This window comes from Streptomyces sp. NPDC043870 (assembly GCF_056435785.1).
Genome location: NZ_JBWKDT010000015.1, coordinates 32,319 through 54,078, shown reverse-complemented (window position 1 = coordinate 54,078; position 21,760 = coordinate 32,319). Strand labels below are relative to the sequence as shown.

The window sequence follows — 21,760 nt, the reverse complement described above, 5'->3', positions numbered from 1 at the left end:
GGTCAGTAGTGGAAGCTGTCGGAGCGCTTCAAGGACAGGACGACCATGCCGTCGGCGCTGATCTCGTCGCTGACGATGCGGTGCCACACGTCCACATCACCGACCCACGGAACGTGCACCTGGACGCGGATGTCGTCGCCGAGCGCCCAAGAGCCGAGCGGGGCGTTGGGGTGGTCGATGATCTGGATGGCGGGGATCTGCAGGGCCTGCGTGCGGCCGGCCAGTTCCCGCTCGCCGCGCGTGCGCAGCGACTTGTCGGCCGAGAGAGTCTTGTCGGTGACGGTGGCGACCCTGCGCAGCCGCCCGTCGTAACGGTGGACCTGGGCTCTCTTCATCTTGCGGCCTTCGCCCTTGCCCAGGACGACGGCCTCGTTGGCGTAGTCGTCGCCCATGCCCTCGGGGCGCGCGATGGCCATGATGTTCTCGCCGTCGGCGAATCGCAGGTCGGCGCGTTTCCTGCCGAGCCGAGGCTTGCCCAGGGTCAGCCTGTGGTCGATGGCGTTGCCGCTGCCGGCCCACGCATGGGACTCGACCCAGTCGAACGGGGTCGTGCGGGTCAAGGTGTCCAGGGTTTGGCCGCAATCCGGGTTGTCCCACCAGGCCAGTTCCCACGGGTCGGAGCCGTCGGCGGCGCCCAGTTTCTCACCGAGGTCGTGGGTGTCGATCTTAAGACCGATGTTGCCGTACGGGCGGGACTGGACGTGCGCCCAGATGTTTCGGAAGGCGTCGTAGGTGTCGATGCGTGGGCCGCCGTAGGGCTTGGGCGGCGGCGGGACGCGCTGCTTGCCCTTCTTGCCGTCCACCCACCCGTCATGGTTCTTGTCCCGGCCCGCGTACGGATCTTTCGGGGTGATCAGTGCCCCGGAGATCATGTAGGACTCGTACGGGATGCCCTGCGGGTATGCCGTGAAGCCCTCGCAGTTCACGGTGGCCTTGGGACCGTCGTACGCGGTTTGGGTGACGACGCCTCCCCACCGGATGTGCCCCTCGATCTCCAGATAGAGCTTGGTGCCCCACTCCTGAAGGATCGGCTTGCCGTCGGGGCCGATCATGCGCGCGTACTCGGGCTCGATCGTCCCGTTCATCGATCCGGGCCCGGACAGATCCCTCTTGGGGTTCGAGGACAGGGCGAGAGGCACCTCCCAGTCCAAGATGGTCTCGGGGAGAGCGCGTTGGGCGATGAACCGCCAGCCGCCCGGCATCAGCCCTCTTCCGGGTCCGGGGCTTCGGAGAACTCGACGTCGGCGACGATCGACGTGGAGCCGTCCACGGACACGTCACCGGTCTCGCTCCTCGACATGTAAGTCTGCAGAGACAGGGTCTGCGTCGTACCGCGCATGGCTGCGGGAACACTGAGGCTGTCGGCGATCACGATGGTGCTGCGCCGGGTGTTGTTGCCCTGGTCGTCGTCGATGGCTGTGTTCTGGCCGAGGATGCCCCCGAAGACGTTCTGCATGGACGCGTACACATCGGCCCGGGTCATGCGGAAGCCGGCCAGAGTCGTCACGATCTTGACCTTGGTTGCCCACAGCGGCACGTCGACGTTCCAGCGGGCGGGTTCTCCAGGCCAGGCGTGCCATTTGTTGTCGGAGTAGTTGAGCGTGCTCAGCGCGCTGGGGAAGCCCGTGTAGAGACGCCGTTCTCGGCGAGGGCTGACCATGTCCCGCAGGTCCTTGATCATGGCTGGCGTGATGGTGGAGGTGTTCGCCGGGATGTCGATGCGCGCCAGGGTGATCGCGGAGTCGGCGGGCCGGACCTGCCGGATGTTCGTGGTCGTCTTGGGTACGCCGGAGATCACCCGGGTGTAGACGTAGGGGCCGACCTTCGGGTCTGAGGGGTTGGGCCACGTCTCGCCGTACGAGTAGGGGTTCTCGATCCGCGCGACGATCAGGTCGCTGCGCGCCGATACGCCGGTCGCAGCGATCGGCACCTGATCGCCGGTGGGGAGCCGCGCCGCGTACGCCTGATACGGAGCACCCGCGGCCTTGTTGATGATGGCGCACGCCCCGGTGCGGATCTGCACGGCGGCCGCCGGGGAGGACAGCGCCCTCACTGCGAGGTCGCCCACCCCGACCACACCCTCGGCGCCGCCGAACGCCGCGTACGCCAGCAGTCGGGCGACCTCCGACGAGTGCTCGGCGCCGCCCTCGGTGAACCAGGGCACGCTGTCCCACGGCATGGTGTCTACCTCCGCTGCTCGGTGTTGTGGCAGCGGACTGTCTCCTCGGTCGGGGCTTTACGTCGCGCGCTGGGCTACAGGTACGCGTAGGCGTCGCGCCAGGCGACGGTCATGTACGCCGTGCCGGTGACGTCGGTTCCGCGCAGGATGAAGTCCTGCCGCCCGACGGGCAGTCGCATGTCTTCAAGGCGGGGTGAGCCGCGGTACAAGAACCCGGCCACGGATGCGGTGCCGTTGCGCAGGACCGTGCGCGCCCATGGGCGGGGGTCAATGACGACGCGGTCGCCAACGCCGAGTGTGAGGTCGAGTGTGGACTTCCACCGGCCGACGACTTCGATCGCGGGATCGGTGATCGGTCCGTAGATGGTGACCACTGGCCACGTGCTCTTGGTGCCGCCCACTATCACCTCGCCGGGGACCTTTCCGGAGCCGGCGCCAGTCATCGTGAGCGGCGTGGTCAGCGGCCCGACGAGCCCCCGGTGCGGGGGCGGATTGATGTCGACGCGGGCGACTTGCTCACGGTCGTCGTACGAGGTGTCGTCCTGGCAGGCGAAGGTCGCCACCACCGGGGTATAGCCCTGCCGCGTGAGCTTCGACGCGGCCGGTGCCCACTTCCGGGGACGGCCGTAGAAGCGTCGGGCCCGGCCGCCCTGCACGGTCGATAGGACGGCCGGGGTGCCGAACCGCAGGCGCACCGCCTCGGCGTCCCACGCCTGCCCCATGGCCGACAGCCGGTCGAGGTTCGCGCCGTGGCGGCCCTGCTGCGTAAGCGCGTCATCGACGGCGTCGACACCGATCTCGAAGGTGATGGTGGCAGCGGCCTTGAAGTCCTGCCCGAACCGGATGCCGTCCGCCCTCGGCAACGGGATATCGCCGGTGTCGGTGTCACCGTACGCGATCTCGTACGGCTCCAGCAGGTAGTAGCCCGACCGTATGGTGCCGAACGTGAACGAGGCGGCGGGGTGCACGCCGTTCGCGCTGTACGACAGCTTCCACTCGCCCTCAGCCAGCGACATGGGCACCTCCCCGACGTATGCGGCGCAGCTCGAACATCGCGTCGTTCAGTGCCTCTCCTGGGCTCATGGGGCGGGCGGTCATGGTGAGGTTGAGGTCACCGCCAACGAGGGCCGGGCTGACGGCCTGCGGGGCAGAGGCGCGGGGGGCGGCCGCGCGTGTGCCGCGGTTGATGGCGACCGCGCCGTCGGCGTACTGGCGCAGCGCGCCGTTCGCCCAGGCGACGACGCCGCCGAACTCGCGCACGACCTGCTCGACGATGGCCTTTGACCTGGTGCGCTTGGCCGGACTGAGCGGCACGTACGCCTCGCCGCCGGTCTCCGGCTCCGCCCATAGGCGCCACTCGCCGGGCCGGGCGATCTGCGCGACGTGCCGTTCGGCACCGGCTGCGAACGCCTTGATCCGGTTGCCGGCGTGGCGGATGCCGCCGTTGGCGTACCGGACGATGCCGCCGTTCGCGTGCTCGGAGACGTACGGCTTGCCTTTGGTCGTGTACTCGACCGTGACGCGGACGGTCTTGCCTGTGAGGCTGTTGATCTTGCTCTGGATGGTCTGGACGTTGGAGGTCGCCGTCCCGGTGGGCGCGGTGATCTCGACCTTCTTGCCCTTGAGTTCTTTGACCTTGAAACCCAGGTCCTTGATCATCTGCTGCGCCGTCGCCGTCGGCGCTTCCATCTTCAGCTTCTTGCCTGGTGGCAGTGCAGCGACCTTGTCGCGGATCGCGGTCAGGTCGCCCGTCGCCTGCTTGATGATGGCGTTGACCGTGACGTTCTTCCGGTTCGGCGCATTCGCGATGTCCTGCGCGAGGGCGGCGATGTTGACGCGGGCGCCGCCCGTTGGCGCAGTGACCTTCACGTTCTTGCCGCCGGGCAGGGTCTGCACTGTGAAACCGAGGAGTTCGAGCTGCTTGCGTGCGTCGGCGGTCGGTGCCTTGACAGTGATCGACTTCCCCGCGCCGAGGCTGTCGAGCTTGCCGCGCAGCCCCAGGACCTGGGCGGTGGACTCCGGGATGCCCTTGGTCGTCATCAGCGTGGTGACGGTCTCCGGGATAAAGCCCATCTGGTCGGCGAGCGCCTTCGCCTGCGCCTTGGGGATGCCCATGTCCATCGCAAGCTGGATGGCCTTCGCGCGGGCCCTCTCCATCGCGCCCTGCCCCTTGTCCATCGCTTCGGACATGGGCATCAGGCCCTGCTCCGCGGCCTCCTGAGCGCGGGTGGCGACGCCGAGCATCGAGTCGCGCAGTTCGGTGAGTTGCCCGTTCAGGGTCTGGCCGTTACGGGAAGCGGTGTTGACCAGGCCGTCGCTGTCGACGAGGGCCTTCCCCCACCCTTCGGCACGGTCGATGTTGCCCTTCATCGTGTCGTCGATCTGCAACATCACGGAGTTGAGCTGCGCGGTCGCGTCATGGAAGGACTGGGAATTGCCGTTGAGTGCGTCGAGCGCGCGCCGCAGGTTGTCGACCCGCTCGTCGGCGCTCTTGGTCTTGTCGCTGAAGCCCTGCACGGCGCTCTGTAGGCGGTCGTAAGCGGACGTGCCGGTGCTGGCACTTCCGTTGACCGCCTCGTTGAGTTCCTTCGCCTTGGTCTTTGACTTGTCGAGTTCGCCGCTCATCCCCTTCAGGGCGTTGGCGGCGGCCTCGTATCTCTTGCCCTCGTCGGTCATCTCCAGCACGTCGACCTTGGGGCCCTTGGATACGTAGTGCTCGGTCTCCTTGGCGAGGGCACGCAGCTTCTTCTCCAGCCCGGATATCGAACCGCCCTGGTCGAGGTACGCGTTCGTGACATCCCGGAGACTGACGTCCGCCTCGCGAAGGACGTCGACGAGCTTCCCCTTGCCGTCGGAGAGCTTGACGTCCTGGAGGTACTGAGCCGCCTGGGCCCTCACGTTGGCGTCGATCTGTCCATTCGAGTCCGCGAGAGCCTGAGCCAGAGAGCTGATGCGCTCCTCATGCGCGGCGGCGGCACGAGCCGCAGCCTCTTGCTTCGCAGCCAGCAAGCCGAGCCCGATGGTGACACCGGCCATTGCGATGCCGAGCGGACCACCGAGCGCGGACGTCATACCGCCGATCGCCCGAGACGCGGTCCGGTTCGCGGCCCCGATCCCATGCAGCGTGCCGGACAGACGACCGCCCTCGGTGGACGCGGTCCGGTAAGCGCCGCCCATCCGCTGCCACAAGGTGGCCTGCGGGCCGATCACTCCGGGCCCCAGGGAGCCCCGCATCACGCTGCCCAGCGATGTCGCGGAGCGGGTGGCGGTGGCCATGGACGTGCCGAAGCCCCGCAGCGCGGTCGACACGGCGGAGACGACCTTGAGGGCGAGCATCGTGCCGAGGAGCGTCGCCAGCACGGTGTTCGCGCCGGGGATCACGCCCATCAGAGAGTTGAAGACGTGCAGCAGCCCGTTGAAGGCTGCCAGCAGTACACCGAGCCCGCTACCGGCGGCGGCGAGGTTCCCGATCGCGGTGGCCAGGTTGGAGACCAGGCTGATCAGGGCAGGGCCGATGGAATGGCCGATGCTGTTGAAAAAAGACCCGAGCGCCGGCATCAACTCGGTGCGGATCTGCCGGATGAGGTCTGTGACCCCGTTGTCCTTCGCGGCCCGGCCCATCCCACGGAAGAAGTCCGCGACCAGGCGGTTGAGCTCGTGGAACGTGGGCGCAGCGTCGCTGAAGAACTGCTTCATCGACGTCTGGCCCTTGGCCGAGTTCGCCCACCGCTTGAAGCGGCTCATCGTGCCCTCGAAACCGTCGAGCAGGGCGTTGCCGCTGTCCTGGGCGGCCTTGCCTACCCCACCGAGGCCCTTGACCAGGTCCCACGTGGAGTGGCCGAGCTGAGCGGCCTTGTCCCCGGCGTGGTCAAGGAACCGAGCCAAGGAGCCCGTCTCCCGCCCGGCCTGGACGGAAGCCCGCGCCCACTGAGTGAACCTTTCAGCGCCACGGCTGACCCGTTCTACGAAAGGGCCGGAGGCCACCAGGAAGTCGAGACTCGCGTGCCCTAGGTTCGCGAGGCCATCGGTCATGTGCCCGACGGCAGTGCTGTTCGTGGCAGCGATCTGCTTGAAGTCCCGGCGGAACGGGCCGGTCTGCATGAACTGGGCGCCCCGCTTGGCCAGGCTTCCCATCTGGCCCGCCGTGTCGCCGAGCGAGTCCTTCAGCAGTGGCAGCACGGACGACGAGAGGGGCTTGATCTCATCCGCGACCTGCGAAAAGAACCGTTCCTGCACGGACTGGCGCATCTTGCGCCATGCGCCGCTCAGGCTCGCGACCGTCGTGACGGACTTGCGTGCCGAGACGGACAGGCCAGCGAGAGACTGGGCAAGGGCCTGCTGCTGCGCCTTGGTCAACTTGGCGCCGTTGGCCGCCTGCTGCTGCGCCTTGAGGGTCTGCTTCAGCGCTTCCCCGAACCCGCTGAAAGCCAGCTTCGTGCCGATCGCCGCGGTGCCGGCCGCAACGATCAGGCCGGGTATCGCGCCCAGGACGCCGACCGCGGGCGCGGCCGCGGAGACGAGCGCGGTCAGCCCGGCCCCGTACTGGGTGAGCGCGGCCACGGCGGGCTGTGCGAGCGAGAGCAGGGAGCCGAGGCCGAGCATCCGCATCGACCTACGGCCGCGCGGCATCCGCATCTGCACCGGCACGTTGACCGGAGTGCGGTCGGCTTCGCCCTGCGCGCCGCGGATCAGGTCGCGGACGCCGGAGAGGAGGCCGCCGTTGCGGCTGTGGCTGTCCGAGTCGCCGTCCGGTCGAACGGGCACGCGGACGTCCGTCCCGGCGATGCGCCGCGCGATGCCGTCCAGCTCCGTGCGGAGCCGCTGGTCGTCGACCTTGATCTTGACCTTGGCGCTGACGCCCTTCGACGCCTCCTTGACGGCGGTTTCGAGCTTCTTGCGCAGGTTCTTGTCGTCGACCTTGACCTTGACCTTTACGGCCAGGTCCTCGGCGGCCGCCTCGACCTTCGTGCGCAGTTCGCGTGCGAACCCGGCGAGGTCGGCGACGACTGGCACGTCCAGGCGGCCAGCCTGAAGGCCCTCAGCCACTGCGGACCATTCCTCTCTGCATCGCGGCCGCGAGCATCTGCCGGTGCCCCGTGAGCTTGGGGGCGGGCTGCGGCTGCGACTGCGCGCCGGTCCGCTCGGGAGGGGCGTCGGCGGGGTTGAACGGGCGAGGGATGGACGTCGGCTCGTCACGTCGCCGGTCGGCGGCCAGGATGCTGACCTCTTCGATCAGCTGCGCCAAGAGCTCTGTCTCCTTGGTCCACCCGTTGATCTGGGCGGACTGGACGCGGGAGTCCTCGGGGAGGCCGTCGATCAGGACGATCAGACGCCTCAGTCCGAGGAAGCCGGGCTCTCCGGGCTGTCGCCAGATTCCTCGGGCGTCGAGTCCGTGGTATCGGCTGAGGTCGGACTCGACGTCTCCCCACCGTTCTCGGAGGAGTCGCCCAGTCCGAAGGACTTTCCCAGGTCAACGCCGTACACCTTGATCAGGCCAGTGGTGAGACGGACGTACGCGGGCAGGGAGGGGCGCAGGGTCTTGAACCGCTCGTACTCCTCGTTGCCCAGGAGGATCTTGTGGACCTCGTAGATCGCTTCGACGAACTGGCGCGGCAGATGCGGTCGCTTGAAGATCAGGTCGATGACGGCGGCGGCGGTGGGGTTCTCACTCGCGTTGATGACATCGCGGAGCAGGCCGACCAGATCGAGGTCGTCGGAGAGCAGCGGGTCCAGGGTCTCGGCGGGCAGCTCGGACGGGTATATGAACTGCTCGCCCCGATACTGCACCGGGATGCCGTGGGGATAGCGGACCTCGCGGCGTTCGGCGGCGTCGAGGTCGATGACGAAGGACATGCGGGCGGGCCTCTCGTGTGTGCGGGCTGAGTCGCGGAGTGCGGCAGCGCGCGGACACTGGCAAGCCGGTGAGGCTTGTGTCGCGCGCTGCCGTGGCGAGAGGTCAGCCGCCCGCCGGCGGCGTGGGCGGAGCGAAGCTCGGGTCGTTCGTGATCACGTACCAGGCGTCGGAGTCGTCGCCGCCCTGCACGGCCAGGCGCAGCGGAAGCACCGCTTCCTTCGTCTTGGCCAACTCGGTGTTGACGCCCTCCATCTGCATGGTGCGCGGCACCATGTAGCGGTAGTTCTTGCCGCCGTCGATCACCTCGATGCACGCGGCGATCTCCGAGCGCGAGCCGATCCGGGGCGGCGTGAACTTGTAGTGCTTCTTGGTGTCAGCGGCGGTGACTTCGGTGATATCGCCGCCGCCGTACACGGCTCGGAAGTTCTCGCCGGACCACTGCTGGAGGTCGACCTCGATGGTGGAGGCGTCCTGGGTCTGGAAGGTCCGGGTCGGATAGGAGGACTGGGCGGAGCGCACCTGTTCAAAGTTGGGCTCGTTGTTGAACTTCAGGCTGTCCTCGGTGGTGAGGCCGACGGCTCGCCACCCGGAGGGCATCGCGACGGTGGCGTCGGCGGGCGCGGTGGTGCCGACCTCGGCGAGCCACACGCGGGTGAGCGAGGGGATGACGATTTCGTTGTTGTTGGCGGTCTCGCCTGCCATGACGGGCTTCTCCCTGGGGGTCCGGTGATCGGGCCCCGGAACCTTGGGGAGAGCAGGGGGTTAACGTCGCGCGCTAGCCTGAGCGCTACGACGCTTCCCAGAGGGTCCGAGCGATCTGCTCGGTACCTCGTGACGTACGCGGGCGGCTCGCGCAGTGCCAGCCGCCGCGGGGCGGGCGCTTCGCGATGATCTGCCACCCGGCGCCGCGCAGGCTCGCGCCGGACTCGCCGTCCTGCGTGTACGTGATGAGACGGGAGTAGCCCAGGGCCTGGGCAGCACGCCAGCAGGCGCCATACAGCAGGCTGTTGGCGTTTCGGACGCCGTCTGTCGCCGTGCGGGTGACCTCCAACGTCTCGCCGTCGTCGAGGTGACGGGCGACGGGGCGCCCGACGATCGCGACGGCCCGCAGCACCCCCTGCTGGTCGGCGGCGCCGACGGTGAAGACGGCGCCGGGCGGCGGCTGGTGATGGCGATGCCACTGGGCGACGAACTCCTTCGCCTGCTTCTGCCGCAGGGGCACCAGGTGCAGACGCACCCCGTCGTCGACGTTCACGGCTGGTGCCCGCCTACGGGTGAAGAGCGACCAGCAGGCCGAAGAGCCAACGCGGCTGACCATCGACGAGCGGGGACCACAGGAGAGTGCCGGAGGGGCGGACGCCGCTGATGACGGGCTGGCCGGGTGCGTGCGCAGCGTCGGGCAGCTCCGTGGCCGCGGCCGCGCAGACGAGGATGATGCGCCGCAGCTCGGCTTGCCCCGGCCAGCCGCCAGGATCGCCGTACACCTCAAGCGTCACCTCGGGCTCCGTAGCCCACGTCAAGGTGCGCAGGTCCCCGCCGGTGCCGTGCGTAACGCGCAGGTGCGGCCACGGAGCCTCGGAGATCCCGGACACGCGGCCGGGGCCACCCAGGGCCTCGGCCACGCGGGGGTGCTTCTGGAGCCAGGAGAGGACCGCCGAAACCGGATCGGTGTCGGCGATGCTGTACGCCGCGCTCATCAGGTTCGGGCGACGTAGCCGGACAGGCGCAGACGACGCGCGTAGTCCGCCGGCACACGAATCGTGGCGCCCGGCAGGTGTTCGGTGCCGTTGATGCGAAGGTGGTTGGACAGTGTGATGGTCTCCAGCCCGGCGGCGGCACTGCTGGCGCGAGCGATCTTGGCTTCATCGGCTGGAGCGTCCGGGGCGGCGGTCTTGGTGAGGTTCTTCGTCGTCATGCCGCGCACTGTGAACTCTGGCCCCGGTTTACGTCGTGCCCTGCCCGGTGGTTTTGCCCGATAGCCCTGTGGCGACTACTCGGTGGCGAGGCACGCGGCACTGCGTTGAACTGCCCTGTCGTGGGCTCTGGGATCGCAGCAGTGCCGGCAGCGTCAGCGTCGGGCGGCTACGATCGCCGCGGCGCGGGCCATGAAGTGCGCCCCGTGGGCGATGAGGTTGCCGGGGTAGACGGTGCCGACTTCGGCTTCGACGACCATGGGGCCGCGGGCGGTGACGGTCACCGTGACCTTCTTGCCGGTGATGATCGGCTGGCCGGTGCTGATGTTCCGGGCGATGCCGTCGGGGTCGATCGCCGTGGTGCAACGGCAGTTCTTGAGGTTCGCGACGGCGCGGGAAGACTCGTCGCGCGGCTGGAGCATGTACGTGTTCGGGCCGACGCCGCGGTGCTTACGGTCCCAGTCCATGCTGTTGATCGTGAAGCGCAGGTTGCCCGGCACGACCTTGCCCTGGGCTTGGATGTGAGTGGGGCGGACCTTGTCGTCGGCCGTCGTGACCCACCGCTTCGTGGGCGGGGCGAGGCGCTTGGCTTCGACCTCGACCTGATGGGCGATGCGCTGGATGTGTGGGGCGATCATCCGCGCGAGCATCGTCTCCAGCGCGGGGTTCGGGGTGAACTTCGCCAACTCAGGGCACCTCCGGCGGGTTTCGGGTGGCGGTGACCTGGACGTAGTCGACGGCCGGGCAGCCGGGCACCTGGTGAAGACGAGCGGTGGTGACAGTCCAGGTCATGCCCGTCTCGTCACCGACGATGTCGCCCGGCTCCACGGGCCAGGCGGCGGGGTCCAGGCGCAGGGACCAAGTGTCGTCCGGCTGTTCCAGTGCGGAGCCGGGCCAGGTGCCGCCCGGCTTGGGGCGCTGGTTCGGGTCCGGCGGCACCGGGACGCCGTTCGCGTCTCGGGCCCACGGGTGCTCGAGTGCGTACAGCGTCAGTTGCCGGTTCGCCAGGACGACCGCCACGGTGCTCAGCCCTTCCCGGGGATGACGAGGGCCTGCCGGATGCCAGTGGTCACGGCGGTGATGTACATCGTGAAGGCGGGGTTGGTGTTCTTCCGGTTCGCGCGGCTCATGTCACCGCCCTCGAAGAACTGCGTGCGCTGCGCGTTGGTGAGTTCGAGCTGCACACCCATTTGGCGGGTGCCGCGGTTGGCGATGTTCGCTGGGTGGTTCCCGTTGAGGTCTTCGGCGGCGACGCTGACGGCGAAGCCCGCATTGGCCAGGGCCTCGCCGATCTGGTCGCGCAGGTTGTAGTCGAGGCCGCCGAGGTAGGTCATTGCTGTGGTGCCGGCCGCGCCGTGCCACGACACGATGTGGCTCGCGGCCTTTGCCATGGCCAGGCCCTGCGGCTCGTCGAAGCGGGTCGACGTGATGTGCAGCTCCGCGTTGGTGCCGGCCTCTTTGAACCCATCGAGGGTGTAGAAGTCGTGGACGTCGCCCGCGGCTGCGTCGGCGAGTTCGGTCGTGCCCTGCTCGATTCCGCCCCCGTGGATCGCGAGGTGGCACAGGGTCGAGAATGCGCTGGTACGCCACGTCCGCTGGTAGTGGATGCCTTCGATCTGGCCGCTCGCCAGCTCCGCGTACGACTGGTACAGGTCGCCCATGGGCCCCGTCCCTCCTTATGGTCAGCGCCAGCGCCGCGGGCGACTGGACGAGTACGGCCACGGGGCACGCGGCGGGCGGGACAGCGGCTGGAAGACGAGGCGGCGCAGCCGGTTGAGGCTGTTGATCGTGGGGAGGGCGCCTGCCTGACCGGTAGTGGGTGCGGAGTCGTACGAGATCGACTGTCCTTCCGCGCTCACTGAGGAGACCCGCCTGCCCGATCCGGCGCTCTGGTCCGGGCGTTGACGGGCGGACTCGGCGGCGTGCGCGACCACGTAACGTACGACGGTTTCCTCCTGGGCGCCGTTCAGGCCGACGAGGAGGTCCACGTCGTACGTGCCGTCCGTGTTGGCCCGGTAGGTGATCACTTCGGCGATGTCGTCGAGGTGGACCGGCCAGGCTTCTATGTCGTCGAGTGCGTCGGTCCAGTGGGGGGTGACACCGCGCAGCGTGGTCGCGGTCGGTACGAGGGGCCGGTCGAGGTACGCGACGACGTCCGCCTGTGCGTTGCGGATCTCCTCCTCGTAGGCGCTGCGCTGGGCAGAGATAAGCGGAAGGGGGACGCCGAGGGCGTCGGCGACCGCTTCGGGTGATCCGACCAGCCCCTGCCCCAGGGGGAGGTCGAGGCGCACGGAGGTGTCCGTGACGGGCTGTGCCGCCGAGTTGGGGGTGAAGGTAATCGTGCCCCAGTAGCGGCCCGGTGGGACCGTGGGCAGGGCGAACCGGTACACCCCGGCTCGGAGTCGGGACGCGGGGGCGGCCGAGGCGACCACCGGCCCGTCACGCTCGGGCGTGGCGTACAGGTCGAGGCGCGTTACCTCGCCACCGGCCGGGGCCGGGTCGCAGTGCGCCCCGGCCCACATGGGCTTGTGGTCGTAGACCGACACCCGTCGTCTCCCTTACTGGTTGGTGCGCGCGGCCTGCGCGTCGAGGCGTTCACGGATGCGGGCGGCGATGCCCTCGGAGACCACGGCGCCCTTCGGTTGGAGCAGGCGGGTGACGGGGTTGCGGTGCGGCCCGAGGAAGGTGCGCTCGACCAGGCGGACGGTGCACTGGAGGGTCGAGCCGAACGGGGTGAGCGGCACGAACACGGAGTCGACGTCCGCGGGCGGCTGGCCGGTGGCGTCGTCGAGGATGACGTCGGACAGGTTCTCCTCGTCGGGGATGACCTCGGTCGGGGTGGCGTACGGACTCGGGGCCGGGGGCTCCGGGGCCTCGTCGACGCGCGGCGGCTCCAGCGGGGCGGCGTCCGGTGCGGCGGGGGTGGAGTCGACTTCGGGGGTGGTTGCCTCGGCTGGCGCCTTCGCGGTGGTCTTGCGGGTGCGGGGGGTGCTGGCCATGGATGGCTCCTCAAGGGGTGTCGGTCCGATCGCGCGCACCCTGCACAAGGGGTTCGGCTTGTGTCGCGCGGTGCGAGGCACGACGCAGGGCCGCACGCGCAGTGGGGCCCTGTCGTCTCGGTCAGCCGCCGGCGGGGGCCTCGTAGGTGAAGCCGTTGGCCTTGGAGACGGCGCCGCTGTCGTCGGCGAGTTCGACGGCGACGGCACCGGCCTCGCCCGGAGGCGCCGTCACTGTCAGCTCACCGGCCGAGCGGATGTGGAGATCGGTGCCAGCGGTCGCGCCGAAGCTGACCGCGGAGACCCCGTCCAGGTTGCTGCCCTTGATGGTGACCGTGGTGCCGCCTGCCGCCGGACCCTTGGTCGGGTTGATGCTGGTGATGGCCGCTGCGGTGAACATGCGGTCGACGGCGGAGCGCAGGACGATCGTCCCGGCCGGGTAGAGCATGAAGCGTTTGGAGCCCTCCGGCTGCCCGTCCCCGCGCCCGTACGGCTCGGAGACGTAGACGTCTTCGGTTACCTGCACGGGCGGATCGTCGAGCGCGGCGGCGGGGAACGTCGCCTTGGTGATGCGGGAGCCGTCCTGGCGATACAGGCCCATGATGTCCTTCCTCACGATGCGGTGGTCGAGGAAGGATGGCCGTGGCGAGGTTTTGTGTCCTGTGCCAACGCATCTTGAGCGAGTGTCATCGGAGTCTGGCGCCACGGATTACCGGTCCTGCATCAAGAGATGCAGCAGCGTCATCACACCGACTCCGACCAACAGGGCGGTGCCGAGTGACGGGTGCTCGAAAGCTGCGTACACGGCACCGCAGCCAACAAGCATGAGCAGAACCGTTCGCTGATCTGTCTGACCATTCATCGGCGAGACCTCCGTGTCGATGCCACCTTCGGCTCCCTCTACTGGCGCAGTGCCCTGCACCCGAAGGAAACAACGACTGGAAATCGGACAGAGATCCCATGCCTAGGTTGAAATGACGTGATCTTGCAGTACACTACGGCGCTCCGAGTGCCCACTCGGGCAAACGAAGCCTCGCGGGCGTTGAAATGGCGAGTCAGAGGGCAGTGTCCCCGTAGAGATTGGGCAGTTGCGAAGCCGCAGGCTTAGATCGATCAACTCGCAGCAGCTACAGCCTGCTTGCTCCCTGGAAGCACTGGACGGCGCTGAAGAGGGCTAGAGCACTCGAAGGTGGTCCCAGCCGTCCGGGCCCAAGCTGAACACGAGCAGTCCAGCAGATGAGACCTCGCCGGACCGAGCCGTGTACCAGTCCGATCCATTGTCAAGGGTGGGCGCCTGGATGTGCAGGCGGCCGTTGCCGAGCTGCTGGGTCCGGAAATGGTGGTAGTGGCCGGTGATCAAGATTGCGGCGTCTGCGACGGCCTGACGGCCGAAGGACTGCGCTCTCCACCAGTCCCCGGCCTTCTCCGGGCGCGGGTACTGGTGGCCGTGCGCGAGCCCCACCGTGGTCCCGGCGATGTCCAGGCTCACGGTCTCCCGCCACTTCTCCGGCAACACGAAGCTGACGTGCCCGAACGCGTCGGTGTTCCGGGAGTAGGCGTCGGCGACCTGGCTCATCACCTCGATGCCCCAGTCGTCGCTGGGCGGGCCGACGGCTTCACGACCACGGCGGACCCGACCGTGATTGGAGCCGCACGTCGCTGCGACGACACGGCCGAACCGCCCGGCGAGACGGTCCAGTCCCTCGAAGGTGATCCGGCGGTGCACACGGATCATCTCGGTCATGCTCAGGTCGTTGGTGTACGCCTGCTGTGCGGTGTTCTCGTAGTTCTCGACGCAGTCTCCGGCGTCCATCCAGTACGCGGCCGTGGGTCCTTGGCCGATCGCCTTCAAGTCCCGTATGTGGTCGTCGAGCCGGTCAAACCGCTCCGCCACGCGCCCGATCAGTTCCGGGGTGCCGCCGTCTCTGCCGACCTTGCCGGCCTGTGCGTCGGCGTACACCACGACCAGTGCGCGCTCCGCAGTGTCGACAGCCGCGCGGGGCTTGCGACGGCGGCGCATCGCGTCGCGGACCAGGGCATCGACGTCGCCTGCGGACAGCCATGCAGGGGCCGCGGGTTCGACGACGTACCGGCAGCGCCAGACCGGCCGGGTGACAGCGTCCTCGCCTTGAGCATCGCGATGCCACGCGGCCGGATCGTGGCGAGCCTCGACCAGGCGCACTCGCCAGCCCTCGGGGATGGGGAGCCCCAGTTCCTCGACCCGGGCGCGCCAGTCGGCTTCACTGTTGGGCGGTTGTTCGGCGGCCGGGGCGGTGACGACCATCGTGCCGCCCGGCTCGTAGCGGACGCCGGACTCCCAGCCTCGCGGAGCCGGGGCAGGCGCGCGCAGGACCTCACTGGGCTGCGACTGAGTGCCGGAGGTCGGCTGGAGCAGCGCGTTCAGGTCGTTCGTCAAGCTCATCCTGCGCACCGGCATCCGTTGGGCTCGCCGCGGCGGCGGTGGCGCGCCACGGTGTACGCAGTGACCTTCCGGCCGTGCTGGTTCAGCACCTCGGCGATGGCGGTGGAGGAGACCGTTCGGGAGTCGAGGATGCGGCGCAGCGTGGCCGCGGTCTCCTCGTCGACCGATGCCAGCACGCTCCCGACGCTGCACGGCGGGCCCTTGCGCGCGGTCGGCGCTTCCAACAGCGCTTCCAACTCCGCGACCAGTCCGACGGACTGACTCTCCGGCATCGGGGACCTCACTCTCATCGACGACAACGGGGCGGACCGTACGGACCGCCCCGCTTTGCGTCCCCTGCTTGCGTCAGTCGTCCGCTGCGGTTTCCTGTCCGGCGTCCTCCATCACATGCGTGGCGAACTCGGCATACCGGGCCCTCTCCTCAGCGGTCCCGTACAGCGCCAGGAGGCCGCGTGCGTAATCGAGCTTGGGGCCGATCTCCTGCCCGCGCGGGTGCGCGTGCGACCACAGTTCGAGGTTCCCCGAGCGCAACCGGCCCCGGTCGTCCATGAGTAGCGGGCCTTCGGTGCGATTGTCGTGCCGTATCCCGTTGACGTGATGCACAGTCTCGGTGGGCAGCAACATGCGGCTGAGGATGTCTTCGATCTTCAGCCGGTGCTCCCCCTTACCCGCGCGGCCTCCGCCCTGGGAGATGATCCGGTAACCGTCTGAATTGATGTACCCCTTGCCGTTCCCGGCGCGGTAAGCCACCTCGCAGGACTTCGCGCAGAATCGCCCGGCGGCAGAGGCGGACCGGGTGTACGGCTCACCGCATGCGTCGCAGTTTCGCGTGACCTGACGGCTTCGAGCCGCCGCATTCTTGCACGGTACGGAGCAGTACTTGCGTGCCTCGGCGAGCGCCTTGATCACATAGAAGTCGTTGCCGCACTGCTCGCATGCCTTCGTCGTGCCGGTCTGGGACTTGGGTGCACGGGAACGGCACTCGACGTTGCAGACGACCCTTCCGGTGCGAGCGTCTGACTTTCTCCGCACAACGCTGCTGCCGCAGGCGGCGCACGGGAGGGTGACGAGATTTGCCGCCTTCTGACAGTCGCGGGAGCAGTAGACGGCGCGACCATCCTGGTGGGCGGTGACCTGGCTTCCTGATGCCTTGAAGGAGAGGTTGCACCGCACGCAGTTCAGCATGGGGTGCTTAGGTTTCGGGCCTCTCTTGCGGAGTTCAAGGTTTCCGTGGCGCCTCATGCGCTGGTAGTGGCGGTTGCACCAGTCAAGTCGCCCGATGCGCCGATCGGTGCAGTCGGTCGCCTTGCACTTCTCGGATGCTTGCGTAGGCCCGCTCACGCGGTGACCTCCGTTTCACGGTGTCGCCATGCCCCGGGGACGGTGCCGCCGACCGGCCTCTAGCAAGATCAACAGTAGTCGGCGACCCCGCCCGAGTGCAAACACAACTCGGATAACTTTGATTCGTGAGTGGTGAATGCGTGAAGGGTCATCCCCAATGAGGATGCCCCTTCGACGGCGGATGCCCTGCCAAATTACTGTGTGGGGGTGGTCCAGGTGCCTATGACGAACGATTCCGGGCGGGGGATTTCCAAGGCGACTCGCTCGTCCGCTCGGAATGTAATGAGACCCTTCTCGAAGTTATCCGCATTCTCCGAGCTGACGGTGACGGAGACGGACTCCCTGTCGTGGAGTTGGGCGCCGAGCCCGAAGGCGCCGACCAGGAAGTTGTCGTCGGCCATGGCGGTCGTCTCGACGACGTCCAGGCGCCAGACGCGCTTGGTCGCGCCGACGGCGATCTGCAGGGCGACGCGGAAGGCTCCGGTCTTGTCTTCCTCGACCTCGACGTGTTCCCACATCGTCGGCGACAGGACGATGCCGGTCGGGTCGTACTCGGCGAGCAGGGCCTTGGTGATCGAGCGCCGGATCTGCACGCTGTACTGGTCGGTGTTGAGCCCCTGGTACTGCTGGACACCGGGGGTGTTGAAGATGCCGGTGAGCGACTGGCCGTCGCCGACCGAGTGCAGGAGGTCCCAGTCCTCCTGGTACTTCACGCCTTCGATCATCCTGCTGTTGATGAAGGTCTTGAGCCTGGGCTCGTCCGACAGGATGTTCTTGTGCGCGTCGAGCAGGTGGGCGATCTCGCTGACCGGGTACATCACCGGGACCAGGCTCAGCTTCGAGCGCGGAGCCCGGCCCCAGGTGTCGGTGTCTGCCCCGGTCGCCGGGCTGGTGCCGTCGGCGCCGTAACGTTCCTTCACCTGCTTGGCGTTGTTGGTCCAGCCGGTCTCGCGCGCACCGTAGAGCACGGCCTGCTTGGTGCTGCTCTTGGGGAAGAGGTCGCGGATGTGGAACTTGCGGTACTCGCGCTCGGCGATCCCGAGGTTCTGCGCGGAGCCGAGGGTCTGGTGGGTGACGGTGCCGGCGGACAGGCTGAAGATGCTCTTGCCCTCCATCTCCGCGCGGACGTACGGGCGGTCGCGGAAGCCGGCCTGGGCGGCGTTCTTGTAGGCGTCGGACTCGACGAACAGGTCACCGAGGCTCTTGCCCTCCATGGGGCCCTGCGGCTTCTGCCCGTAGTGCTGGCCCGCGGCGGGCACGGAGTCAGGCTCGGCGAGGTACTGCTTGACCTCGCCCATGCCCTCGGCGTCGGCGATGAGCTGCTTGAGCTCCATCGCCTCCGCCGAGACCTTCTTAAAGGCGTTGGCCTGCTCGGTGGACACGACGAAGCCGCCGTTGTCCTCGACCTTGAAGGTCTGGCTGATCCGCTCGGCTTCTGCGGACTTCTCGGCGAGCTGGGTCTTGAGGCTGTTGATCAGGCTCTTGTTCTCAGCCATTGCGGGGTGCTCTCTCCCTGATGCTGGGTGCGGTTGACGTGCTGCGTCGCTCGCCCGGCCAGCACCGGGACGACCCGACAACGCGGGGCATTTGAGAGAGCGGGGGTGGTTAACGTCGCGTGCTGCCGTTCCCCACCAGTCGGGGGACGGCAGCACATGGGCTCTGACCTGCTGTTTTGTTGTGTTCGACGCGGTAGCGGCTGAGGGTGGGCTGTAGGGCGGTGGGAGCTGAGTCGCAGGGGCTACCCCTGGATCGCGGCGAGTTGGGCCTTCACCTCGTCGGCGTCGAGTCGGACGGCGTCCCCGTCCTCCTCGTCGGTCTCCGGTTCGTCGATCGCGGCGTCGACGGGCGCGCGGTCGTGGGGTTCGTCGTACGGGTCGTCGTCCCACAGGTCGATGCCGCTGCCTGCCATCGGGGAGGACACGGTCGCCCGCTGCTTCTGGCCCTCTTCGTCGTCGGGGTCGATGTCGAGGCCCTTGGAGGAGAGCGCGGCGAGGAGTTCGCCGACATTGGCGCGCACGGGCTCAAGCTGTTCGGCGTTGGAAGCCGACTGGATGCGGGCGGTGGCGTCGGTGAGGGCGCGCATGGTCGGCCGGACGACGAGGCTGTCCGTGGTCTCGCTGCTGTCGGCGGCTCGTGCCGGCCCCTGGTCGGGGATGACCACTGTGGTCAGCTCGACAGGCTCGGGGGTGCCCAGGGATATCTCGGGGCCAGTGCTGTCGTACGGCACGGCGTACGTGGCGGGTTCGTCTCCGTCTTGGTGGACGGACACGATGACGCGGTCGGGGTAGGTGGCTTCGACGCACGTCCAATTGCCGTCTTCGGCGGCGAGCAGGCGGCGGACGGCGGCGCCGACTCGGTCTCGGATCTCCTCGTACGACGCGGGCAGCAGCTGGATCGGCGACACGGTGGCTCCTGGGATGATGCGGGACTTGGCTTCGAGGACGGCGGCGCGAGCGCTCTTGCTCTCGGCGGCATGGGTGGCGGGGTAGACGCCGGTGGCGTCGCGGTGCCGAAGGTTGCAGTAGCCCTTGGCCTTGCTGGGGCTCATGTGGCGCCCGGCGGTCGACACGCAGCGGTCGAAGTCTCCGGGGCTGCCCCAGGCGATCTGGGCGGCTCCTTCGCCGCGGACGTACCAGTGGCGGAGTTGCTCGGCGTCGCCGCGGTTCTTGTCCAGGCCGCCCGTGGCCTTCGCTTCGAGGACGGCCGCGCGGGCGGTCTTCGCCTCGATGCTGGCGCGCATTCCATGATTGGCCGTTTCTGAAGGGCGGAGGTCGGTTGCGGGGGCCGGACTGTCATCAGCGGCCGGGCCGGTGAGACGGATGGGGGTGGCGTCCGTGCCACGCACGACATGCACAGTGTCGAAGCCGACGGGGATGGGCGGCACGGCCGGGAGATCGGCGGGCAGGGCATAGCCGAGGGTGACGTGCGGGGTGAACCCGTGGTCGGTGCGCAACGCTTCGGCAAGTGGGGACACGGCAAGCGCGCCCACGATCCGTTCGCGGAGTTCGCTCAAGCCGGGCACGTCGACGGGCACGAAAACCGGTTCGCCATCTCCGCTGTTGGGGAACCGTCCGATGCCGCCGATCTTTCCTGCGAGCGGTTCAGCGCCGTCGAGCGCGGTGGCCACGATCCCGGCGAGATCGTCAGGGTGGCCGGGAAGTTGTTCGGCGTCGCCGAGGTAGGCCAGGGTGATATGCAGGTCACGCGGATCGGTGCCTTCGCGGTGGGCGATCTTCGTGGCGATGTCGGCGGGTAGGCAGAGCGCGACCATGGCGCCCCGGCCCACCTGCTGCTCGGCGGCCTTGACGTCGATGTGGCCGCTGGATGCGGTGGTCTTGTGCTCCAGCTCGACCGATCCGGGGTCGGCCTTGACCTCCAACGAGCGGGTCATGGGGTGCGCGCCGTGCAGGACCGGGGAGACCTCGTACAGGTCGAGCTTGTGGATCACGCGGACGCCGTCGGATCGCTTCGTTGCGCCGCTCGGCGGGACGCGGTAGCCGATGGAGAATTGGGCTTCGTCGTGGATGTGCCACTGCCGCACCTGCTCGTACACGTCGCGGCCCTTCGACGTGCGCAAGTTGAACTGGATGGTTGCGACGAGCGCCCCGGCTTCGGCGGGCCAGTTCGGGATGTCGGCGAGCCGCGGGTCGCCGGGCTGCCATTCGGCGATCTCCAGGACGACGCCGATGGGCTCTTTCCATTCGTGGTGCCAGACCGTTTTCACGGGTCTAGTTGCCAGGGTGTGGGCGAACGCGCCGGGGACGATCAGGTCCGCGACTTCATCGACTACGCCTGTGACGGCGAAGATCGCCCTGCAGATGCCTTTTCGGGGCGCAGGGGCTCGGGACGTGGGGGCGGTCGGCACGGCGAGGAACCTCCGGCGGGTGGATAGTTGGCCGCCGGAGACCGTGCCGTGCTCGCCCTCTTACTGTCCTGCGCTGATCTCCGCTTCGGAGTCCTTCGACTCCGCGGCCGTGCGTGCGGCGGTCCAGCCCTGAGTCCAGTAGCGGGCGCCGAACTGCTGCTCCTGGTCGGCGCTGTACTGGTCGTAGGGGCAGGCGTCGGCGGGGTCTCCTGCCGTGAACGCGGCCTTCCCCTCGTTGAGCAGCGCCAGATACGTCTGGCGGTTCAGCTCCACCGTTGCGGCTCCTAACTCTTCGGCGGGAACAGCGGGTCTTGCCCACCGTGGTCGGGGGCCGCGGTGCCGCTGCTCTCGCCGCCGGCCTGGCTGTGGGTCCGGGTCATCTGTGCGTCGTCGACGTCGATGGCCCACACGTCCGGGTCGGTGTAGCGCCAGACCTGGCCGGTGGCGTCACGGACCCACCCGGTCAGTGTGCCGTCCGGAGCCTGGTCGAGCCATGCCTCTTCGCCGTTGGTGCCCTTGTATGCGGCGAATGCAGCCGAAGGGTCTGTCTCGTCGCCCTCGTCGTACATATCGCCCGACCACGGCCGTGAGTCGTCGTCCGGCGCGGGCGCCGATCCAGGGGCGGCTTCTCCCTCCGCAGGCTCGGCGCCGTCGGCCGGAGACGCCTCGTCCTCCGGGCTCGACTCCTCCTCTGATGTCTCCTCGGTGGCCGGGTCCGGGTCGTCCTCGCCGGGGCCGTCCCCAGAATCCGCGTCCTGCTCGACCCTGTTCGGCGGCGTGCCGGCGTCGGCGTCGTCATCGGCGGGAACGTCCTGCTCCTGGTCCTGGTCTTCGTCGTCCCCGAAGGGCTTGTTGCCCTTGGGAAGCGCCTTGATGGCGAATCCGTATCTGGTCACGCCGCGCAGGGTGGGGGAGCCGAGCGTCTAGTGTCCCGCGCTGCCGCTCAGTGGTTCTCGAGTACGTCGGTGTACCGCCGGAGCACAGCGCGTACGGCCTCCGTATCGTCTCCGGCCACCGTGCGCAGCGGGCCCACGGGCGTCAGCGGGATTGACTCGCCCCTGTGTAGGTCGACGAGCGCCGCGGCTCGGGCAGAGCCGACCACCGGCCGGTCCGCATCCCCGGTGATCTGCACCTGGTAGGCGGAGCCGTCGTTGAACCGGCCAGTGACGGTGTGCGGCATCGTCTTCTCC

At 68.6% G+C, this 21,760-nt stretch carries 24 protein-coding genes; all 24 read right to left on the bottom strand.

Features of this window, described 5'->3' with window-relative positions; translation table 11 throughout:
- Positions 1-2 precede the first annotated feature (2 nt).
- The 24 genes from AC0699_RS20005 to AC0699_RS19890 all read right to left on the bottom strand — a co-directional run bounded on the left by AC0699_RS20005 (position 3) and on the right by AC0699_RS19890 (position 21,750).
- Entirely contained in the window at positions 3-1,202 is a 1,200-nt protein-coding gene (locus AC0699_RS20005; protein WP_478661887.1) for a hypothetical protein, read from the bottom strand.
- A complete protein-coding gene (locus AC0699_RS20000) occupies positions 1,202-2,179 on the bottom strand; it encodes a hypothetical protein (protein ID WP_478661884.1) in 978 nt (325 codons plus the stop codon). The genes AC0699_RS20005 and AC0699_RS20000 overlap by 1 nt, the downstream gene beginning before the upstream one ends.
- Before the next feature lie 74 nt (positions 2,180-2,253).
- Positions 2,254-3,195: a hypothetical protein gene (locus tag AC0699_RS19995; protein WP_478661883.1), complete on the bottom strand. Its 942-nt coding sequence runs from the start codon at positions 3,193-3,195 to the stop codon at positions 2,254-2,256.
- A complete protein-coding gene (locus AC0699_RS19990) occupies positions 3,182-7,225 on the bottom strand; it encodes a hypothetical protein (protein WP_478661880.1) in 4,044 nt (1,347 codons plus the stop codon). Before AC0699_RS19990 ends, AC0699_RS19995 begins: the two co-directional genes overlap by 14 nt.
- On the bottom strand, positions 7,218-7,424 hold the full coding sequence (locus AC0699_RS19985; protein WP_478661879.1) for a hypothetical protein: 207 nt from the start codon (positions 7,422-7,424) through the stop codon (positions 7,218-7,220). The genes AC0699_RS19990 and AC0699_RS19985 overlap by 8 nt, the downstream gene beginning before the upstream one ends.
- 89 nt (positions 7,425-7,513) lie before the next feature.
- Positions 7,514-8,032 carry a hypothetical protein gene (locus AC0699_RS19980; RefSeq protein WP_478661877.1) on the bottom strand — a complete coding sequence of 173 codons (519 nt, stop codon included), beginning with the start codon at positions 8,030-8,032 and terminating at the stop codon, positions 7,514-7,516.
- Positions 8,033-8,135: 103 nt separating this feature from the next.
- Positions 8,136-8,735: a phage tail tube protein gene (locus AC0699_RS19975; RefSeq protein WP_478661875.1), complete on the bottom strand. Its 600-nt coding sequence runs from the start codon at positions 8,733-8,735 to the stop codon at positions 8,136-8,138.
- An 85-nt stretch (positions 8,736-8,820) separates the two neighbouring features.
- Entirely contained in the window at positions 8,821-9,288 is a 468-nt protein-coding gene (locus AC0699_RS19970; protein WP_478661873.1) for an XF1762 family protein, read from the bottom strand.
- A 13-nt stretch (positions 9,289-9,301) separates the two neighbouring features.
- Complete coding sequence (locus AC0699_RS19965; RefSeq protein ID WP_478661871.1) at positions 9,302-9,730, bottom strand: hypothetical protein; 429 nt, start codon at positions 9,728-9,730, stop codon at positions 9,302-9,304.
- Positions 9,730-9,948, bottom strand: a complete 219-nt coding sequence (locus tag AC0699_RS19960; RefSeq protein WP_478661869.1) for a hypothetical protein — start codon at positions 9,946-9,948, stop codon at positions 9,730-9,732. Before AC0699_RS19960 ends, AC0699_RS19965 begins: the two co-directional genes overlap by 1 nt.
- 153 nt (positions 9,949-10,101) lie before the next feature.
- Entirely contained in the window at positions 10,102-10,632 is a 531-nt protein-coding gene (locus AC0699_RS19955) for a hypothetical protein (protein WP_478661867.1), read from the bottom strand.
- Position 10,633: 1 nt separating this feature from the next.
- Complete coding sequence (locus AC0699_RS19950; protein ID WP_478661865.1) at positions 10,634-10,966, bottom strand: hypothetical protein; 333 nt, start codon at positions 10,964-10,966, stop codon at positions 10,634-10,636.
- Positions 10,967-10,971: 5 nt separating this feature from the next.
- A complete protein-coding gene (locus tag AC0699_RS19945; RefSeq protein WP_478661862.1) occupies positions 10,972-11,607 on the bottom strand; it encodes a poly-gamma-glutamate hydrolase family protein in 636 nt (211 codons plus the stop codon).
- 21 nt (positions 11,608-11,628) lie between these two features.
- A complete protein-coding gene (locus AC0699_RS19940; RefSeq protein WP_478661860.1) occupies positions 11,629-12,492 on the bottom strand; it encodes a hypothetical protein in 864 nt (287 codons plus the stop codon).
- 12 nt (positions 12,493-12,504) lie between these two features.
- Entirely contained in the window at positions 12,505-12,945 is a 441-nt protein-coding gene (locus AC0699_RS19935; RefSeq protein ID WP_478661857.1) for a hypothetical protein, read from the bottom strand.
- Between the two features lie 121 nt (positions 12,946-13,066).
- Positions 13,067-13,543: an IPT/TIG domain-containing protein gene (locus tag AC0699_RS19930; RefSeq protein ID WP_478661855.1), complete on the bottom strand. Its 477-nt coding sequence runs from the start codon at positions 13,541-13,543 to the stop codon at positions 13,067-13,069.
- Positions 13,544-14,116: 573 nt separating this feature from the next.
- A complete protein-coding gene (locus AC0699_RS19925) occupies positions 14,117-15,364 on the bottom strand; it encodes a hypothetical protein (RefSeq protein WP_478661852.1) in 1,248 nt (415 codons plus the stop codon).
- Positions 15,361-15,636: a hypothetical protein gene (locus AC0699_RS19920; protein ID WP_478661851.1), complete on the bottom strand. Its 276-nt coding sequence runs from the start codon at positions 15,634-15,636 to the stop codon at positions 15,361-15,363. Before AC0699_RS19920 ends, AC0699_RS19925 begins: the two co-directional genes overlap by 4 nt.
- Before the next feature lie 73 nt (positions 15,637-15,709).
- The gene (locus AC0699_RS19915; protein WP_478661849.1) at positions 15,710-16,705 is read right to left on the bottom strand and encodes a hypothetical protein; all 996 of its coding nucleotides are present in this window, start codon (positions 16,703-16,705) and stop codon (positions 15,710-15,712) included.
- Positions 16,706-16,899: 194 nt separating this feature from the next.
- Positions 16,900-18,201, bottom strand: coding sequence for a phage major capsid protein (locus AC0699_RS19910; protein ID WP_478661847.1), 1,302 nt, complete (start codon positions 18,199-18,201; stop codon positions 16,900-16,902).
- Positions 18,202-18,443: 242 nt separating this feature from the next.
- Entirely contained in the window at positions 18,444-20,570 is a 2,127-nt protein-coding gene (locus AC0699_RS19905; RefSeq protein WP_478661844.1) for an HK97 family phage prohead protease, read from the bottom strand.
- Between the two features lie 60 nt (positions 20,571-20,630).
- The gene (locus AC0699_RS19900; protein WP_478661842.1) at positions 20,631-20,843 is read right to left on the bottom strand and encodes a hypothetical protein; all 213 of its coding nucleotides are present in this window, start codon (positions 20,841-20,843) and stop codon (positions 20,631-20,633) included.
- A gap of 11 nt (positions 20,844-20,854) precedes the next feature.
- On the bottom strand, positions 20,855-21,466 hold the full coding sequence (locus AC0699_RS19895; protein ID WP_478661839.1) for a hypothetical protein: 612 nt from the start codon (positions 21,464-21,466) through the stop codon (positions 20,855-20,857).
- Positions 21,467-21,513: 47 nt separating this feature from the next.
- Positions 21,514-21,750 (bottom strand): hypothetical protein, encoded by a 237-nt coding sequence (locus AC0699_RS19890; RefSeq protein WP_478661836.1) that lies wholly within the window; start codon positions 21,748-21,750, stop codon positions 21,514-21,516.
- Positions 21,751-21,760: the final 10 nt, after the last annotated feature.

Bases quoted from the DNA above. Each gene is read 5' to 3' on its own strand.
- AC0699_RS20005 (WP_478661887.1), bottom strand. From the start codon at position 1,202: ATGCCGGGCGGCTGGCGGTTCATCGCCCAACGCGCTCTCCCCGAGACC.
- AC0699_RS20000 (WP_478661884.1), bottom strand. From the start codon at position 2,179: ATGCCGTGGGACAGCGTGCCCTGGTTCACCGAGGGCGGCGCCGAGCAC.
- AC0699_RS19995 (WP_478661883.1), bottom strand. From the start codon at position 3,195: ATGTCGCTGGCTGAGGGCGAGTGGAAGCTGTCGTACAGCGCGAACGGC.
- AC0699_RS19980 (WP_478661877.1), bottom strand. From the start codon at position 8,032: ATGTCCTTCGTCATCGACCTCGACGCCGCCGAACGCCGCGAGGTCCGC.
- AC0699_RS19975 (WP_478661875.1), bottom strand. From the start codon at position 8,735: ATGGCAGGCGAGACCGCCAACAACAACGAAATCGTCATCCCCTCGCTC.
- AC0699_RS19965 (WP_478661871.1), bottom strand. From the start codon at position 9,730: ATGAGCGCGGCGTACAGCATCGCCGACACCGATCCGGTTTCGGCGGTC.
- AC0699_RS19960 (WP_478661869.1), bottom strand. From the start codon at position 9,948: ATGACGACGAAGAACCTCACCAAGACCGCCGCCCCGGACGCTCCAGCC.
- AC0699_RS19945 (WP_478661862.1), bottom strand. From the start codon at position 11,607: ATGGGCGACCTGTACCAGTCGTACGCGGAGCTGGCGAGCGGCCAGATC.
- AC0699_RS19935 (WP_478661857.1), bottom strand. From the start codon at position 12,945: ATGGCCAGCACCCCCCGCACCCGCAAGACCACCGCGAAGGCGCCAGCC.
- AC0699_RS19930 (WP_478661855.1), bottom strand. From the start codon at position 13,543: ATGGGCCTGTATCGCCAGGACGGCTCCCGCATCACCAAGGCGACGTTC.
- AC0699_RS19925 (WP_478661852.1), bottom strand. From the start codon at position 15,364: ATGAGCTTGACGAACGACCTGAACGCGCTGCTCCAGCCGACCTCCGGC.
- AC0699_RS19920 (WP_478661851.1), bottom strand. From the start codon at position 15,636: ATGCCGGAGAGTCAGTCCGTCGGACTGGTCGCGGAGTTGGAAGCGCTG.
- AC0699_RS19910 (WP_478661847.1), bottom strand. From the start codon at position 18,201: ATGGCTGAGAACAAGAGCCTGATCAACAGCCTCAAGACCCAGCTCGCC.
- AC0699_RS19890 (WP_478661836.1), bottom strand. From the start codon at position 21,750: ATGCCGCACACCGTCACTGGCCGGTTCAACGACGGCTCCGCCTACCAG.